Annotated in this window: 9 protein-coding genes; 6 read left to right on the top strand and 3 right to left on the bottom strand. The window is 50.5% G+C overall.

Features of this window, described 5'->3' with window-relative positions; genetic code table 11:
* Positions 1–255: 255 nt before the first annotated feature.
* The gene (gene ruvA, locus V8Z93_RS14195) at positions 256–870 is read left to right on the top strand and encodes a Holliday junction branch migration protein RuvA (protein ID WP_439431915.1); all 615 of its coding nucleotides are present in this window, start codon (positions 256–258) and stop codon (positions 868–870) included.
* On the top strand, positions 871–8,634 hold the full coding sequence (sprA, locus tag V8Z93_RS14190) for a cell surface protein SprA (RefSeq protein WP_439431914.1): 7,764 nt from the start codon (positions 871–873) through the stop codon (positions 8,632–8,634).
* A gap of 87 nt (positions 8,635–8,721) precedes the next feature.
* On the opposite strand, the gene nadB is transcribed toward sprA, so the two are convergent.
* A complete protein-coding gene (nadB, locus tag V8Z93_RS14185; protein ID WP_203049762.1) occupies positions 8,722–10,317 on the bottom strand; it encodes an L-aspartate oxidase in 1,596 nt (531 codons plus the stop codon).
* 272 nt (positions 10,318–10,589) lie between these two features.
* On the opposite strand from nadB, the gene V8Z93_RS14180 reads away from it, so the two are divergent.
* The 4 genes from V8Z93_RS14180 to mutY all read left to right on the top strand — a co-directional run bounded on the left by V8Z93_RS14180 (position 10,590) and on the right by mutY (position 14,938).
* On the top strand, positions 10,590–10,997 hold the full coding sequence (locus tag V8Z93_RS14180) for a PH domain-containing protein (RefSeq protein WP_439431913.1): 408 nt from the start codon (positions 10,590–10,592) through the stop codon (positions 10,995–10,997).
* Positions 10,994–12,274, top strand: a complete 1,281-nt coding sequence (gene dacB, locus V8Z93_RS14175) for a D-alanyl-D-alanine carboxypeptidase/D-alanyl-D-alanine endopeptidase (RefSeq protein WP_203049766.1) — start codon at positions 10,994–10,996, stop codon at positions 12,272–12,274. The genes V8Z93_RS14180 and dacB overlap by 4 nt, the downstream gene beginning before the upstream one ends.
* A 95-nt stretch (positions 12,275–12,369) precedes the next feature.
* Positions 12,370–13,653, top strand: a complete 1,284-nt coding sequence (locus V8Z93_RS14170; protein ID WP_439431912.1) for a mechanosensitive ion channel family protein — start codon at positions 12,370–12,372, stop codon at positions 13,651–13,653.
* Between the two features lie 205 nt (positions 13,654–13,858).
* Entirely contained in the window at positions 13,859–14,938 is a 1,080-nt protein-coding gene (gene mutY, locus V8Z93_RS14165) for an A/G-specific adenine glycosylase (RefSeq protein ID WP_439431911.1), read from the top strand.
* 421 nt (positions 14,939–15,359) lie between these two features.
* On the opposite strand, the gene rbr is transcribed toward mutY, so the two are convergent.
* Together rbr and V8Z93_RS14155 are read right to left on the bottom strand one after the other, a co-directional pair.
* On the bottom strand, positions 15,360–15,902 hold the full coding sequence (gene rbr / locus V8Z93_RS14160; protein WP_439431910.1) for a rubrerythrin: 543 nt from the start codon (positions 15,900–15,902) through the stop codon (positions 15,360–15,362).
* A 96-nt stretch (positions 15,903–15,998) separates the two neighbouring features.
* Positions 15,999–17,612, bottom strand: a complete 1,614-nt coding sequence (locus V8Z93_RS14155; RefSeq protein ID WP_439431909.1) for a Na+/H+ antiporter NhaC family protein — start codon at positions 17,610–17,612, stop codon at positions 15,999–16,001.
* Between the last annotated feature and the right edge of the window lie 250 nt (positions 17,613–17,862).

Here is a 17,862-nt window from a genome sequence, read left to right as displayed (position 1 = left end):
AATAAAATCATGGTTTTTAGGTAGGGAGAAGGCCGAATTGTAAGGCTGATTGAACAGATTCCTTATAATTTCGTGATTTCATCGTGAAATGAGATTTCTTTATTTAAGCCACCCGATATATTAATTTAAAACACCCGATAATATATCCTGGCTTTCGTACAATATTTCTCGCCACCCCTCGTTTATAATTTATAATTAATTTATTAAAGAGGTGTAACTTAGCTTCATCACATAATAAAAAGGAGAAATCAAGATATGATAGAATATATTCATGGCGATTTAACCGAGCTGACCCCAGCGATGGCCGTGGTAGAAACGGCTGGAGTGGGATATGGACTCAATATTTCGCTCAATACCTATACCGCCATTCAGGGCAAGCAGGAAGTAAAACTCTATGTTCACGAGGTGCTCGTGGCTGGTGGTAGAGACGACTCTTTCACCCTTTTCGGTTTTGCCACCAAGCAGGAACGCGAACTCTACCGTCTGCTCATCACCGTATCGGGCGTGGGTGGCAATACGGCGAGAATGATTCTCTCGTCTATGTCGCCTGCCGAACTCTGCAACGTGATTTCCACAGGCAACGACAAGATGCTGAAAACCGTGAAGGGTATCGGACTCAAGACGGCACAGCGCATCATCCTCGACCTGAAGGATAAAATCGTGAGCCTCGGCATCGCAGACGAATTACCTGCCAACGGCGGCAATGTGGCGATGGTGAACAGCGACATCAAGGATGAGGCTGTCAGTGCCCTTACTATGCTCGGCTTCTCGCCGGCACCTTCGGCAAAGGTAGTGGTGGATATCCTGAAGGCTCAACCCGACCTGCCTGTGGAGCAAGTGGTGAAACTCGCATTGAAACAAATTAAGTAAATGAAGATAAGACAAAGAATCATATATCTGGCGATGGCGTGGCTGATGGTTTCTACCTTCGGCTACGCCCTCGCTTTGCCTTTTCTGCAGGATGATAGAACCAGGCAAAGAAACCAGGGGGCACAGAACAGACAGGCTGCTCCGGCTTCGAGACCATCGGCAAAGAATGGGAATCAGAACAGAAACCAGGGCCGCAACGGTAACAATGCCGCAAAGGATGGGGATAAGAAGTCGGGCGTCAATGCCCAGCCGCTTCTCATTTCTGAAGATACCATCCCAGATTCCCTGCTGCATCCACGCTGGCAGATTCAGCGCACCCAGCCGTTTTCGCTGAGCGACCTCTACCAGAGTCCGCTCGACCTGAAGCGCCCGGATGCCCTGAAGTATGATGTGATCTACAACGATACCATCAACCGATACATCATTGGCAACAAGATGGGCAACACCTGGCTATCGGCTCCTATCATGCTCACTCCCGCGGAATATCTCGCATGGACTGAACTGAACGAGCGAAACGCTTTTTACCGAAAGAAGAACGACGAGATATATCAGGCTAAGGGCAAGGAGAAATTCGACTTCACCGATATGCACTTCGACCTGGGACCGGCTGAGAAAATCTTCGGTCCTGGCGGCATCCGGGTGAAGACGCAGGGTTCTGCCGAACTGAAGTTTGGTATCAACAAGAAGAACATCGACAACCCTTCGCTGCCTATCCGCAACCGAAAGACCACGATGATGAACTTCGATGAGAAGATTAATCTGAATCTGAACGGTAAGATTGGCGACAAGATGAACCTCAACCTGAATTACAACACCGATGCCACCTTCGACTATGATGCGCAGAACATGAAGCTGAAGTATGACGGCAAGGAGGATGAAATCATCAAGCTGGTGGAGGCGGGTAATGTTTCCTTCCCTAGCAACTCGTCGCTTATCAAGGGTGCCAGCAGCCTCTTCGGTCTGAGAACCGATATGCAGTTTGGAAAACTCAAGTTGCAGACTGTGTTCTCGCAAAAGAAGTCTGCCTCTAAGAGTGTATCGAGCAAGGGTGGCGTGCAGCTGACACCTTTCGAGTTGAATGTAGCCGATTACGAGGAGAACCGACACTTCTTCCTCTCCCGATTCTTCAGAAACCATTACGACGAGTGGATGAAGAAGTTGCCTAACCTGGTAACGGGCGTTACCATCAACCGTGTAGAAATCTGGGTAACCAACAAGACGGGAACCACCACGAATACCCGAAACATCATCGCTCTGACCGACCTGGGTGAAACCGAAAAGCTGAGCAACCCCATGTGGACTGCGGGAGGAACCAAGGTGCCATCTAACCAGGCTAACACCGAGTATACAGCGATGACAAACCAGTTTGCGGCAGCCCGTGACAACGACCAGGCTTCTTCCGTATTGGAAGGCGGCGGACTGGTGGGCGGCAGCGATTACGAAAAACTGGAGAGTGCCCGACTGCTCTCTTCCTCTGAATACTCCGTGAATACGGCGATGGGATACGTATCCCTGAAAACCGGATTGCAGACCGACCAGGTGCTTGCCGTGGCTTACGAATATACCTACGGCGGCGTAACCTATCAGGTGGGTGAGTTTGCTTCGGATATCACCGATACCAAGCAGGGACTCTTCGTGAAGTCGCTGAAGAACACCAGCTGCAGTCCGCAGCAGGGCAACTGGGACCTGATGATGAAGAACGTCTACTATCTCGCCTCTCAGGTGGAGAAGGAGAAGTTCCGTCTCGACATCAAGTACCAGAGCGATACCACGGGTGTCTATCTCAGTTATATTCCCGAGGCGCAGGTCAAGAGCCAGCCTATCATCCGCGTGGTAGGAGCCGACCGACTCGACAACAACAACAAGGCGCGCAGCAATGGTTACTACGACTATGTGGAGGGCTACACCGTGTCCAACGGTCGTGTGTTCATCCCGAAGGTAGAGCCATTCGGAAGCTATATGCGTGATTATCTGGTGAAGAACGGCGTTGCGAAGGAGCAGGCAGACAAGTATGCCTTCACCGAACTTTACGATAGTACGAAGACCATCGCCAAGCAGTTGGCAGAGAAGAACAAGTATCTCATCACGGGTCAGTTTAAGGGTTCGGCAGCCAATGTCATCTCCCTGGGTGCCTACAATGTGCCACAGGGTTCGGTGGTGGTAACGGCAGGTGGTGTAACCCTTACCGAGGGTTCCGACTATTCCGTGGATTACAATGCCGGCGAGGTGACCATCCTCAACCAGAGCATCATTGATGCCGGAACAGCAGTGAACGTATCTCTGGAAAGCAACACCGACTACGGACAGATGAGAAAGACCATGGTGGGCTTGAACTGGGAATATGATTTCTCCAAGAATTTTCAGATAAGCGGTACGCTGCAGCATCTTTCCGAGCAGGCACTCACCAACAAGGTGGCGATGGGTTCGGAACCATTGAAGAATACCATCTGGGGTGTGAACCTGAACTGGAAGAAGGAGAGCCAGTGGCTGACCAATATGCTCGACAAGATTCCGTTCCTGCATCTCACCCAGCCATCCTATATCACCTTCCAGGGCGAGTTTGCCCAGCTCATTGCGGGCGAAGCAGGAGGCACGCAAGACAACGCCTCTTATCTCGACGATTTCGAGGGAACCAAGGAAACCATCGACGTGATGACTCCTTCTTCATGGATTATTTCGAGTGTGCCATCCCTCAACTTCAAGGAAGATTACAACGACAAGTCGGGCTTGACCAGCGGCTTCCATCGCTCCCGTCTTGCCTGGTATTGCATCGACCCTCTCTTCACCCGCCGAGGCAGTTCGCTGACCCCTGGCCACATCAAGAGCGACCTGAAACAGTTGAGTAATCACTATGTAAGAGAGGTGTATGTAAAGGAGCTCTTCCCATTGCGCCAGCAGAGCACCTATCAGGGAGCTACCAACACCCTGAGCGTGCTCAACCTGGCTTACTATCCATCGGAGCCGGGTCCGTATAACTTCAATGTGAACGACCTGCAGCCCGACGGAAAGCTTCAGAACCCTCAGCGCAACTGGGGTGGTATGATGAGAAAGCTGGATACCAACAACTTTGAGCAGGCCAACGTGGAATACATCGAGTTCTGGATGCTCGACCCATTCATCTACTCCAAGGACCAGGCTGATGCCGCCGACTATGGTGGCGACTTCTACATCAACCTGGGAGAGGTGAGTGAGGATATTCTGCGAGACGGAAAGAAATTCTACGAGAGTGGAATGCCGGTGGATGGCAGCGACAGCTTCACCTATACACAGTGGGGTAAGATTCCTACCCAGAGTACCGTGACATACGCATTCGCCACCACCAGCGGCAGCCGTGCCCTGCAGGATGTGGGCTTCAACGGACTCACCGATGGCGAGGAGCAGGAATTCTACAAGAGTGCCTATCTCGACCAGATTCAGGGCAAGGTGAACCAGGCGGTGTTCGACAGCATCTTTGCCGATCCGGCACGTGATGACTACCACTATTTCCGCGGTTCCGACTGGGATCAGCAGAAGACATCCATCCTGGACAGATACAAGTATATCAACAACCCTCAGGGCAACTCGCCGGATAGCGACAGTCGTACCGAGAGTTATGATACATCTTATAAAACCACCCCTGATGTGGAAGATATCAACCAGGACTATACGCTCAACGAGTATGAGAAGTACTACCAGTATCACGTGAGCATCCGTCCGGAAGATCTCGTGGTGGGCAGCAACTTCATCGTGGATAAGCGAGAGTACAGCCAGACCTGGCGCGACAATACGAAGTCGTCAGTAACCTGGTATCAGTTCCGCATCCCAGTGGATGAGTTTGAGAAGCGTCAGGGCAACATCAACGATTTCTCCAGCATCCGCTTCATGCGCATGTTCCTCACCAACTTCAAGAAGCCGGTGGTGCTCCGATTCGGAACCCTCGACCTGGTGATGAGCAAATGGCGCACCTACGACCAACCATTGGGAGCTGCCAGCGGCGGAACCCTGGAGGCGAGCACCGTGAGTCTGGAGGAGAATGCCGAGAAGACACCGGTGAACTATGTGCTGCCTCCTGGCATTGAGCGAGAGAAAGACCCTAGTCAGCCACAGCTGGTTGAGGCCAACGAGCAGGCGCTGAGCATGGTGGTCAAGAACCTGAGCAATGGCGAGGCAAAGGCGGTTTACAAGAACTCTACCATCGATTTGCGCCAGTATAAGCGCATCCAGATGTTCACCCATGCCAATGCCCTGGAGCAGAACACCACCAACCTGAAGGATAATCAGCTGTCTGTGTTCCTGCGTCTGGGTAGTGACTACAAGAACAACTACTATGAGTATGAGATTCCGTTGCAGGTGACCGAACCTGGCAAATACGTAAGAAACAGCACTGCTGACAAGAAAAAGGTATGGCCTGAGGAGAACATGCTGAATGTGGCGCTCAGCGTCTTCACCAACCTGAAGAAGGAGCGCAACAAGGCGAAGGCACAGGGCCTGGCTTCCTATATGGCACCTTATACCATGTATGATGCCAACCATCCGAACAACAAGCTCACCATCGTGGGTAATCCTACCCTGGGCGAGGTGAAGACGATGATGATCGGTGTGCGCAACAACTCGGGCGAGGAGAAGAGTGGAGAAGTTTGGATCAACGAGCTCCGACTGCTGGAGCACAACAACAAGGGCGGTTGGGCAGCCAATGCCAACCTCAATGTGCAGCTCTCCGACTTCGGTAGCGTGAATGCCACCGGAAGATATATGAGCGAGGGCTTTGGCGGACTGGAAGACGGCGTGGCAAGCCGAAGCACCGACAATTACGGCACCTACAGTGTGACCACATCGCTGGAGATGGGTAAGTTCTTCCCAGACAAGGCGAAGGTGAGCATACCTTTATATTATAGTGTGACCAAGGAGAAGACTTCGCCGAAGTATAATCCGCTGGATACCGATATGGAACTGAAGGATGCCCTGGATGCCACCGGTTCGAAGGCAGAGCGAGACTCTATCGAGAACATCGCCGTAACCAAGGTGACGCAGACCAACTTCTCTGTTTCCAATGCCCGTGTGGGTATCGCCACCAAGGGCCATCCGATGCCGTACGACCCAGCCAACTTCTCGTTGACCTACAGTCATGCGCATCAGCATACCACCGGCGAGACCACGGTTTATGAGAACCGTGACAACTGGCGAGGTGCCTTGGATTATTCCTGGACTCCTGTGTATAAATCGTGGGAGCCATTCAAGAAACTCAAGAACAAGAGTAAGTGGCTCGATATTCTGAAGCGGTTCGGTCTGAACTGGCTGCCTCAGAACATCGCCTTCAATACGGAGATGACGCACGAAACCTACGAGCTGGAGGAGCGCGATATGGAGAGTACGCTCAATTCGCAGCTGCCGCTCACCTATAGCGACCAGTTCCTCTGGAACCGAGAGTTCTCCATGCGCTGGGACTTGACCAAGAACCTGCACATGAACTTCCAGAGTGCTACCCATGCTCAGGTGGATGTGCCTTATCCGGAAGTGAACACCGACCTCTATGCCGACCAGTATCATGCCTGGAAAGACTCGGTTTACAGAAGTTCGGTATGGAACAGCGTGAAGAGCTGGGGTACGCCGCTCGACTACAGTCAGAACTTCACGGCATCGTATAAGGTGCCGCTCAATCTGCTTCCTATCTTCGACTGGCTGAACACCGATGCCAACTACAGCGCCAACTATTCGTGGGAGCGAGGCATGGAAGATGAAGAAGGCCACTCGTATGGCAATACCATCAACAGCCAGCGCGAGGTGACCCTGAACGGCAACATCGACCTGGTGCGTCTCTACAACCACGTTCCATTCCTCAAGAAGGTGAACGAGAAATATGAACGTTCCAAGAGCAGGAGTGAACTGGCTAGGATGAAGAAGGAGAAGGAAGACAGAAAGAAGGCCAAGGCGAAAGCCAGGGAAGAGGAGCTGAAGGCGAAGGAAGAGGCTGAGAAAAATGGCGGCAAGGAACTTGCCAAGACCGACGGCAAGGACGTGAAGGATGGCAAGAACGCCAAGACCAACGCCAAGGATAAGGGCAGAAACGACCTGGCAAAGAAGCTGCCTAAGAACAAAAAGGCCTTTGAGAAGGAAGTGACCCTCCTGCCTGATACCACCCTGCTGGTAAAGCATGGTAAGAACAGCAAGCGCCTCATCGTATCGGCGAAGACGGCAGATGGCAAGATGTTCCACCTTAAATATAAAAAGGTGGATAACAACCAGATTAAGCTTCTCTCGAAGGTGGATAGCGCCTTGAAGCTGAAACTTACCGTCTTGCCGAAGGAGCCGCTTGACAACAAGAAGTGGTACAAGGCTGCCCAGTTTGCATCGCGTTTGGCAATGATGGTGCGCAAGGTGAGCTTCACCTATCGCAACAGCTACCAGATGACCCTGCCGGGCTTCACTCCTAGCGTGGGCGATGCCTTCGGACAGAAGAAGGTGGGACAGATGGCACCAGGACTTGACTTTGCCTTCGGTATGATTGACGATGATTATATCCAGAAGGCTAGGGAGAACGACTGGCTGCTCTTCAACGATTCCATCGCAACACCGGCTACGACGAGCAAGACAGACAACTGGCAGTTCCGTGCCACCCTGGAACCTGTTAAGGATTTCAAAATCGACCTCTCTGCCACCCACTCGAAGACTACGCAGAAGAGTATACAGTATATGTATGAGGGCACGCCGACTACCCAGAGCGGAACCTTCCAGATGACCACCATCTCGCTGGGTTCTGCCTTCGAGGGAATGGGCAATGCCAACAGTGGTTACAAGAGCAAGACCTTCGAGAAGTTTGTCAACTCGCTGGAAGGCTTCCGCCAGAGGGTAGAGGCGCAGTATGCCGGAGCGGTTTATCCGGCTGGCTCTGCGCTGAGCGGAGGCAAGTTTGATGCATCCCGCACCCCGGTTAACAAGTACAGTGGTGATGTGATGATTCCTGCCTTCCTCAATGCCTATACATCGATGGGCGGCGGTTCGCTCTCGATATTCCCAACGTTGAGCCGCCTGTTGCCAAACTGGACTGTCCGCTACAGTGGACTCGGCAAGTTGCCTTGGTTCTGCGACCACTTCAAGAGTGTGAACATCAACCATGGTTACAAGAGTGTATATGCGGTGGGCAGTTACAACAGTTTCAGCACCTATCAGGAGTTCATGAACGGCCTGGGCTTCATCAGCGATGCCTCTACGGGCAATCCATCGCCAAGCAGCATGTTCAACGTATCGCAGGTGAGCATCAACGAGGCATTCTCTCCATTGCTCGGAATGGACATGACGTTTAACAACAACATGACCCTGAAGGCTGAGTATCGCCAGACCCGCGTATTGAACCTCAGTATGACGAGTATCCAGGTGAACGAGGCCTTGAGCAAGGATTGGGTGATAGGTATGGGCTACCGCATCAACGACTTCGACCTCTTTGGTCCTAGAGCCAAGAAGGTGAAGAGAACGGGCAAGAAGAATCAGCAGGACAGCAAGAGCACGCAGAAGTCGAAGGGTGCCAACCACGACCTCAATCTCCGTGCCGACTTCAGTTTCCGCAAGCAGGCAGCCATCGTCCGCGACATCGCTTCTATGACGAGCAGTGCCAGCAGTGGCAACAATGCCTTGAAGTTCAGCTTCACTGCCGATTACACCCTGAGCAAGTTGCTCACCATGAGTTTCTACTACGATCGTCAGACCAACACCCCGTTGCTTTCGAGCAGCAGTTATCCGACGACCACGCAGGACTTCGGTCTGAGCATCAAGTTCTCGCTGACGAGATAAACGAAAAAAGCTCGGATGCAAATCTGATAAACGAAAAAAGCTCGGATGCAAATAGCATCCGAGCTTTTTTTATGTTTCTTCTATTCTTTATTTATCTTTCTTGTCGTAAGCATGAACAGGGTAGTCGATGGTGTAGTGAAGACCACGGCTCTCCTTGCGCTCGATTGCCATGCGGGTGATGAGATAACCTACATTGATCATGTTGCGGAGCTCGCAGAGCTCCTTGCTCACCTTGACACGCTTGAAGAGATTCTCGGTCTCTTCGTAAAGAAGGTCGAGGCGGTCCCAGGCACGCTTCAGGCGAAGGTCGCTGCGCACGATGCCCACGTAGTTGCTCATGCATTCGCCCACCTCCTTGACGCTCTGGGTAATCAATACCTTCTCCTCGTTGGTCAGGGTACCCTCGTCGTTCCAGGCAGGAACCTTCTCGTTGAAATCGTATTCATCTACATGCTCCAGACTGTGCTTGGCAGCCGTCTCGGCATAAACCACTGCCTCGATAAGCGAGTTGCTGGCAAGACGGTTGCCACCATGCAGACCCGTGCATGAACACTCGCCCAGGGCATAGAGACGGTTGATGCTTGAACAGCCGTTCAAATCTACCTTGATACCACCACACATGTAGTGAGCGGCAGGACGCACTGGGATGTAATCCTTGGTGATGTCGATGCCGATGCTCAGACACTTGGCGTAGATGTTAGGGAAGTGACGCTTGGTCTCCTCCGGATTCTTGTGGGTAACATCCAGGCATACATGATCCAATCCGTGAATTTTCATCTCCTTATCGATGGCACGAGCCACGATGTCGCGAGGAGCCAGACTCAGACGCTCATCATATTTCTCCATGAAACTCTCGCCGTTAGGCAGACGCAAGATGCCACCATATCCACGCATTGCCTCGGTGATGAGGAAGGCAGGATGAGTCTCGCCCGGATGATAGAGGGCTGTAGGGTGGAACTGAACGAACTCCATATCGGCCACGGTACCCTTGGCACGGTAAACCATCGCCTCGCCATCACCCGTGGCGATAACTGGGTTGGTGGTAGTCTGATAAACGGCACCACATCCGCCGGTACACATCACGGTAACCTTGCTCAGATAAGTATCCACCTTCTGGGTCTCGGGATTCAGCACGTAGGCTCCGTAACAGTTGATATAAGGAGTGCGTCGGGTAACACGGGCACCCAAGTGGTGCTGAGTGATAATCTCCACGGCGAAATGATTTTCCTTGATATCGATGTCAGGGCAGTTGCGCACTGCCTCCATCAGTCCGCGCTGGATTTCAGCACCCGTATCATCGGCATGATGAAGGATGCGGAACTCGCTGTGTCCGCCCTCACGGTGGAGGTCGAACTTGCCGTCCTGCTGCTTGTCGAAGTTAACACCCCACTGCACGAGCTCTTCGATCTGCTTCGGTGCCATGGTGACAACCTGCTTTACAGCATTGTAATCGCTGATGTAATCACCAGCAATCATCGTGTCTTGAATGTGCTTGTCGAAGTTATCCACTTCCAAGTTGGTAACTGACGCAACACCACCTTGTGCAAATGATGTGTTCGCCTCGTCGAGAGAGGTTTTGCAAATCATGCACACTTTACCTTTATGCGCTCTGGCTACTTTCAGGGCGTAACTCATACCGGCAACTCCTGAGCCGATAATCAGAAAATCATACTTATAAACCATCTGAGTTTATTCTTATCTAATTTCTATCTATAAGAAGTGGCCTTTTCTTTGCGAAAAAGCCGCTTTCTCTAGGAATTAATTCTTAATTCGTTGCAAAATTACTAATTTCTCTTTAAAATGAGTAATAAGAGAGGGAATTTTTGTAATTTTGCAGCGAAATTTAAGGTAATATAGTCTTTTAGACTATCAAAAGGTAGTAAAAAATGACTTTTTTGCGGATATAATTGAATTGAAAATGACTTTTTAACAGAATAGGATAGAATAGAATAGGTATGGCAGATAGAACTTTTCACAAGCGCTTCTCGGTGACGGCTCGCATCGGGGTGGTGGTCTTCGCCCTTCTTGCCGGATATTTCTTCTGGGTAAAGATGGCGATTATCGGCATCTTCCTGGCCATCATCATCGTGGGCATAATAGAGCGCATCTTGAACACCACCTATACATTTAAGAAGGTGAAACCTATCGACAGGGACGACGAGATGGAGTATCTCATCATCAACGAGGGCAGGTTCTCATCGAACAGGAATGTACCCGTGTGCGACATCATCAGCGTGCATCAGGCCAAGACCTTTATGGGGCTGGACCATTGCATGGTGATAGAATACGGAGCCAAGAACATGGTGGCCATTCAGCCGGACAACGAAGAGGCTTTCGAGAAAGAAATTAAAAAACGACAATGAAAAAGATAAGATATATGATGTTGAGCCTGATGGCGGCAATGCTGATGGCAATGCCTATGCAGGCTCAGAATGTGACGAATGATGAAGTGGTGGAGGCGCAGGACGACACGGAAGTGGCTGACTCCACAATGTTAGACTCGCTGGCTGCCGATACGCTGAGATTGCCTTGGCCGGAATCGGTGAAGGTGGGTATCGACAATCTGCTGAAAAGCAAGATGTTTGAAACTTCGCAGGTGGGTATCATGGTTTGGGACCTGGAGGCTGACTCCTGCATCTACAAGCACAACGAGCGCCAGCTGATGCGCCCGGCTAGCACGATGAAGCTCCTTACCGCCATCACGGCGCTGGACAAGTTGGGCGGGTCCTATCAGTTTAAAACCCAACTGAAATATACGGGAACCATCGAGGAGGGTGTGCTCCATGGCGATGTATATTGCGTGGGCGGCATGGATCCCCGTTTCAACAGTGATGACCTCTCGGCATTTGTCAACAGCCTGAAGGAGATGGGTGTAGATACCATCCGTGGCAAGGTGTATGCCGACCGCTCGATGAAGGATTCTGATTTGTTGGGCGAAGGCTGGTGCTGGGATGATGACAACCCGGTGCTTTCGCCTTTGGTGTTCTCCAGAAAGGATATCTTCATGGATAGATTCCTGGCTAAACTGAAGGATGCGGGCATCGAGTATGAGGAGATGTATGCCTCTACCAAGACCTGTCCTACCAATGCCTTCACCATCTGTACCCGTTTCCACACCATGGACCAGGTGCTGCACAAGATGATGAAGGAGAGTGACAATCTCTATGCCGAGAGCATGTATTATCAGATAGCGGCTTCCACGGGCAATCGTCCGGCGAGTGCCAAGAGTGCCCGCAGCGTGGAGCGCCAGTTTATCAACCAGAAACTGGGCTTGGATGCATCACGCTATAAGTTGGCTGATGGTTCTGGACTTTCGCTCTACAACTATCTGAGTGCCGAACTGGAGGTGGCAATGCTTCGCTATGCCTTCCGCAACGACAACATCAAGCAGCATCTGATTCATTCACTGCCTATAGCGGGCGTGGATGGCACCCTAAAGAAGCGTATGAGGAGCGGCAGTGCCCACGGCAACGTGAAGGCTAAGACGGGCACCCTGACGGGCATCATCTCGCTGGCTGGTTATTGCACTGCAGCCAATGGACATGAGCTTTGCTTCTCTATTATCAATAATGGTATCATGCATGGCAGCAATGCCAGAAACTTTGCAGATAAGGTTTGCAAGCTGCTGTGCCAACCGTGACTTTAGTTGATAGTTTATAGTTGAGAGTTTACAGTTAATAGTTTATAGTTTACTGTTTATGGCTTATGGAGGAAATTAGAAAAATTGTAGATTCAATGATAACATGGGCGGGTATCACGGGTGATTACGTGCCTATGCTTCGTCATATATTGCTCACCATCATCGCCGTGTTGCTGGCGATGCTGAGCGATTTCCTTTGTCGCAAGATATTGGTTCCGCTGATTTCGAAGATTACGGAGAAGACGGAGTTTTCTTGGGATGATGTGTTGCTGAACAGGAAGGTGCTCACCTCGGCTTGCCACATCGTTCCGGCTGTGGTGATATGGTCGCTCATGCCGCTCATCTATCTGGAATATCCTATATTCAAGGAGATACTGGAGCGTGCCACGGGCATCTATATCGTGGTGATGTCGGTGCGCACGGCATTGGTGTTCATCGGTTCGTTTAAGGGATTGGAGAACAGCGAGGAGCGCCGTTCTTCGGCCCAGCAGTATTTCCACACCTTCTGCGGTGTGCTCAGAATATTGATGCTCTTCGTGGCTGGAGTGGTGGTGGTAGCCATCCTGCTGGGTAAGAATCCGATGACTCTGTTTGCCGGTTTGGGTGCCACCTCGGCTGTGCTGATGTTGGTGTTCAAGGATACCATCCTCGGATTGGCTGCCGGTGTCAGACTGACGAGTAATGATATGCTCCACAAGGGCGACTGGATTACGGTGAAGTCGGTGGATGCCAATGGTATTGTAGAAGAGATGTCGCTCACCACGGTGAAAGTTCGCAATTTCGATAACACCATCGTTACCATCTCGCCAGCCACGCTGGTGAACGGTTCGTTCCAGAACTGGATTGGTATGCAGAAGAGTGGGGGAAGAAGAGTAAAGCGAGTGGTTTACTTCGATTTCCGCAGTGTGCGATTGGTGGATGATGCCTTAAAGCAGACCTTGCTTGCCAAGCATTTCGCTACGGAGGATTCCTTTAAGTTGAAGGAAACGTTGCAGAAGGCATTGGCAAAGGATGGTATTCATGTTTCTGAGATTTCTGCAGAATCGGCAGTTCCATCTGATGCGGAATTGGAGAAAGAGGGTATTAAGGAAGGGGCTGACCTGCTGAATCCTGCAGCTCTGGCTCCAACCAATCTTCAGCTTTATCGTAAATTCATGGAGAAATATCTGCGTCAACGCCCTGAGGTAAATACGGAGTTGACCTTGATGGTTCGCCACATGGAAGCCACCCAGTGTGGTCTTCCTATCGAGTTCTATTTCTTTATCAAGGATAAGGTTTGGGTTAATTACGAGCATATCCTTGCCGATATCATGGAGCATGCCTATGCGCTTGCCAATGAATTCGGTTTGAAGATTTACGAGCAATATCCGGAGCAGTAATTACTTTGAACAGTTTCGGCGGATTTGCAGTTTCGGCGGATTTGCAATCCGCCGCCGTATGAGTAACTATTGTGGATTTGCAATCCGCTAAAAGGACCGAAGTAAGAATGTAACGCCCTGAAAGGGCAGAAGCTCCTAGCCCAGGGCATCGCCCTGGGTTATAGTTGTTTATAGAAATACGCCCTGAAAGGGCAAAAGCATTACAATGATCAATAACTCTTTTTTTTCAACTGAAATACTCCGTTGGTTTCGTGAAAACGGCAGGGAACTGCCTTGGCGCGAAACCCGCGACCCTTATGCCATCTGGCTCAGCGAAATCATCCTGCAGCAAACCCGCATTGCCCAGGGATGGGAATATTGGGAACGCTTTATGCAAACCTATCCCCATGTCGAAGACCTGGCTGCTGCCAGCGAAGATGATGTTTTGAAGCTCTGGCAGGGCTTGGGCTATTATTCCCGTGCCCGCAATCTTCATGGCGCTGCCAGGCAAATCGTGGCTTTGGGTGAATTCCCTAATACGCTGGATGGCATCAAGTCGTTAAAGGGAGTGGGTGATTATACAGCCGCTGCCATCGGCTCCTTTGCCTTCAATCTTCCAGCCGCTGTGGTAGATGGCAATGTATATCGTGTGCTTTCCCGATATTTCGGAATCGATACACCCATCAATTCCACCCAGGGAAAGAAGGAGTTTGCGGCTTTGGCGCAATCGTTGTTGCCTGCTTCAGAGGCAGCAGCCTATAACCAGGGAATGATGGATTTCGGTGCCATTCAGTGTACCCCTCAATCGCCGAAATGCCTTCTTTGTCCGCTTGCCGAAACCTGTGAGGCTTTGCGAAACGGCAGGGTAGAGGAACTGCCAGTGAAGAACAAAACGGTGAAGGTGAAGACTCGTCATCTCTCTTATGTGTATATCAGATATAAGGCACCAGCTCTGGAATCTCAAGCTGAGGCTGAAAATCATGCTGAGGCTGAAAAACATACAGAGGCTGAATCGTGGATTGCGATTCATCGTCGTGGTGAGGGGGATATTTGGCAGGGATTGTGGGAGCCGTATAATATATCGGATATGAAGGAATTGCCTTCTTTCGTGAAGGATCCGATATTGCTGGCAAAGGATGTGAAGCATGTATTGACCCATCGCATTCTTTTGGCCGATTTCTATCTGCTGGAGGTTGAGGAGCGTCCTTCTCTTCCTGATGATTACATCTGGATTAAGGAAAGCGAGATAGAAAACTATGGTGTGCCGAGATTGATAGAAATTATGCTGGAGAAGATTCATCAATAATAAAGTTGTGGCTTCCGTTTTATAGTACGTTAAAAAAGAGGGTGTGTCATTATTCATCGGATTACGCAGAATAAACGGAACCTTAGCCGCCTTTCTCGGATTACTCACGGATTTTAAACGGAAACTCGACCTGACGGTCGTGGCGATACCCCCTATAGCTGGAAAAAGTCTGCCATTACTGTGCAATCGCAAGCCGGCCTATACGGCGCTAGCCCAATGGCCGCAAGGCCAAATCCGTTTTAATTCCGTGCGTAATCCGTGAAGCAAGAATGTTCCGTAAACTCAGCGTAATCCGATGAAGAAAAGAGATAAAGATGAAGATAAGAAAAGAGATGAAGATAAGAAAAGAGATGAAGATAAGAAAAGAGGGTGTGTCATGAGCTTATGACACACCCTCTTTGTTATTCTATTTGCAAATTACTTAGTAATTCTTAGCCTCAATCTGGAAGTAGCTCTGTGGGTGGTTGCAAACTGGGCAAACCTCTGGAGCCTTCTTGCCTACTACGATGTGACCGCAGTTAGAGCACTGCCAGATGCAGTCGCCATCACGAGAGAAGACAACCTTGTCCTGAACGTTCTTCAAGAGCTTGCGATAACGCTCCTCGTGGTGCTTCTCAATCTCAGCTACCATCTCGAACTTAGCGGCAATCTCATCGAAGCCCTCCTCACGAGCCTCCTCAGCCATGCGCTTGTACATCTCTGTCCATTCGCCATTCTCACCCTCGGCAGCAGCCAGGAGGTTCTCTTCTGTACTCTTGATGGCACCGCCCTCCAAGTACTTGAACCACAACTTGGCGTGCTCCTTCTCGTTGGCAGCTGTCTCCTCGAAGATGTTAGCTATCTGAACATAACCATCTTTCTTAGCCTTACTTGCAAAGTAAGTATATTTGTTACGAGCCTGTGACTCACCAGCGAAAGCCTCCTGGAGGTTCTTCTCTGTCTTTGTTCCTTTCAATTCCTTCATAATGTATTCTGTATTAAAATGTTAATATGTTCTTTATCTGTTTTCTCCTGCAAAGATATTGAAAATATTTCAATTATGCAAGAAAATTAAGAACTATTACGATTTCTGGCGCTTATTTAAATAAAATAAAGCCAATCCGAGCATCAATATACCGAATATCCATGATACGATGGCACTCGTAGCCATGCCCCAGGTATGGGTGAAGCCAGCCACGATGAAGGTGAGGAAGCTTACGCCAGCCACTGTCAGGGCGTATGGTAACTGCGATGACACATGATGCACATGCTTGCACTCGGCTCCTGCACTCGCCATGATGGTGGTATCGCTGATAGGCGAGATATGGTCGCCGCAAACGGCTCCTGCCATGCAGGCTGAGATGGAGATGATGCGCAGCGGGTCGGCAGCAGGGAATACGGCGATGCAGATAGGAATCAGAATACCGAAGGTTCCCCAGGAAGTTCCGGTGGCGAAGGCCAGGAAACCGGCTACCAGGAAGATGATGCCCGGCAGGAGCATCTGCAACTCTGAAGCACTGCTTGCCACGACACCAGATACATATTCTGCTGCTCCCAGCGAGTCGGTCATGCTCTTCAGGGTCCATGCCAGGGTAAGAATCAGAATGGCTGGCACCATCGCCTCGAATCCCTTGATGAGACTACTCATCGCCTCATCGAATGGCAGGGTCTTGCGCACCGTGAACATCACGATGGTGAGAATCAGGGCTGCCAGCGAACCGAGTACCAGGCCCACCGAAGCATTGCTGCCCGCAAAGGCATCAACGAAATTCAGATAGTTGGCATTGGCGGCATCGAAGAATCCGCCCGAATAAACCATGCCCGCCATGCAGAACACAATGAGCATGATGATTGGAATCACGAGGTCGCTTACCGAACCTCTACTCTTAGAACTCTCTTGCTGCTTGGCTCCCACGCCGTGTTCCACGATTTGCAGCTTGGTATCGCTCACCTCGTCGAGCTTTCCGCCGTTGGTACGTTCGTACCAGTCTTTCAGTCGGACGTCATACTTGCTCATCGCCTTGAAATCGAAGTCCAGTACCACGATGCCCAGCATGAAGAGGATGGTGAAGAAGGCGTAGAAATTGAAAGGTATCGCCTTGCAGAAGAGTGCCAGTCCGTTTTCGCCTCCTGATACGAAGCCCGATACAGCTGCTGCCCAACTGGAGATAGGCGAGATGATGCAGACCGGTGCTGCTGTGGAGTCGATGAGATAGGCGAGTTTCTCCTTGGTCACGCCGTTGCGTACGGCGATGGGGCGCATCACCGAACCCACGGTAAGACAGTTGAAGTAATCGTCGATGAATATCAGAATGCCGAGCAGGATGGTGGCTATCTGCACTCCCATCTTCGACTTCACGTGCTTGGAAGCCCAGCGGCCGAAAGCCGCCGAACCACCCGCCTTGTTCATCAGCGAAACGATGCTGCCCAATACCACCAGGAACACCAGAATGCCTACATTCCAAGGGTCGGAGAGGCAGTGGATCAATCCGTATGACTTGGCGTCGTCGCCTTCGCCCACGGTGTGGTTGGTCAGGTGAACCAGGAATCCATCGAATCCCGTTCCCATCGAAATACAATATTGCACGGCACCCAGAATGATGCCGATAAAGAGAGAAGAATACACCTCTTTCGTCTTTAGTGCCAGAGCGATGGCGACGACGGGAGGCAGTAACGACCATGCGGTCCCAATCATGTTATAATCCATTTTATTGTTTTTGGCTAGAAATGTTTTATTGCAAAGATAGTGCAAACGAGCGCCATGAAAGCTTGCTTTCGGATGGCCGAGTGCAGCCTATCTTATGCAAAGATAAGGGTTTTTGGTAATATATGCAAGTTTTTAGGCAGAAAAATGGTGATTATGGGTTGATATGGTGTGTTTTAGCATATTTTATCATTATAATGTATTGCTTTTCTATATTTTTATTGTATCTTTGGAAACTCAA

The organism is Segatella copri (assembly GCF_051861805.1).
Taxonomy (GTDB): domain Bacteria; phylum Bacteroidota; class Bacteroidia; order Bacteroidales; family Bacteroidaceae; genus Prevotella; species Prevotella copri_M.
This window is presented reverse-complemented; position numbering and strand designations above follow the sequence as displayed.

What these genes read in the sequence shown, in the direction of transcription:
- ruvA (WP_439431915.1), top strand. Translation starts at nt 256, where the DNA reads ATGATAGAATATATTCATGGCGATTTAACCGAGCTGACCCCAGCGATG.
- sprA (WP_439431914.1), top strand. Translation starts at nt 871, where the DNA reads ATGAAGATAAGACAAAGAATCATATATCTGGCGATGGCGTGGCTGATG.
- nadB (WP_203049762.1), bottom strand. Translation starts at nt 10,317, where the DNA reads ATGGTTTATAAGTATGATTTTCTGATTATCGGCTCAGGAGTTGCCGGT.
- V8Z93_RS14180 (WP_439431913.1), top strand. Translation starts at nt 10,590, where the DNA reads ATGGCAGATAGAACTTTTCACAAGCGCTTCTCGGTGACGGCTCGCATC.
- dacB (WP_203049766.1), top strand. Translation starts at nt 10,994, where the DNA reads ATGAAAAAGATAAGATATATGATGTTGAGCCTGATGGCGGCAATGCTG.
- V8Z93_RS14170 (WP_439431912.1), top strand. Translation starts at nt 12,370, where the DNA reads ATGATAACATGGGCGGGTATCACGGGTGATTACGTGCCTATGCTTCGT.
- mutY (WP_439431911.1), top strand. Translation starts at nt 13,859, where the DNA reads ATGATCAATAACTCTTTTTTTTCAACTGAAATACTCCGTTGGTTTCGT.
- rbr (WP_439431910.1), bottom strand. Translation starts at nt 15,902, where the DNA reads ATGAAGGAATTGAAAGGAACAAAGACAGAGAAGAACCTCCAGGAGGCT.
- V8Z93_RS14155 (WP_439431909.1), bottom strand. Translation starts at nt 17,612, where the DNA reads ATGATTGGGACCGCATGGTCGTTACTGCCTCCCGTCGTCGCCATCGCT.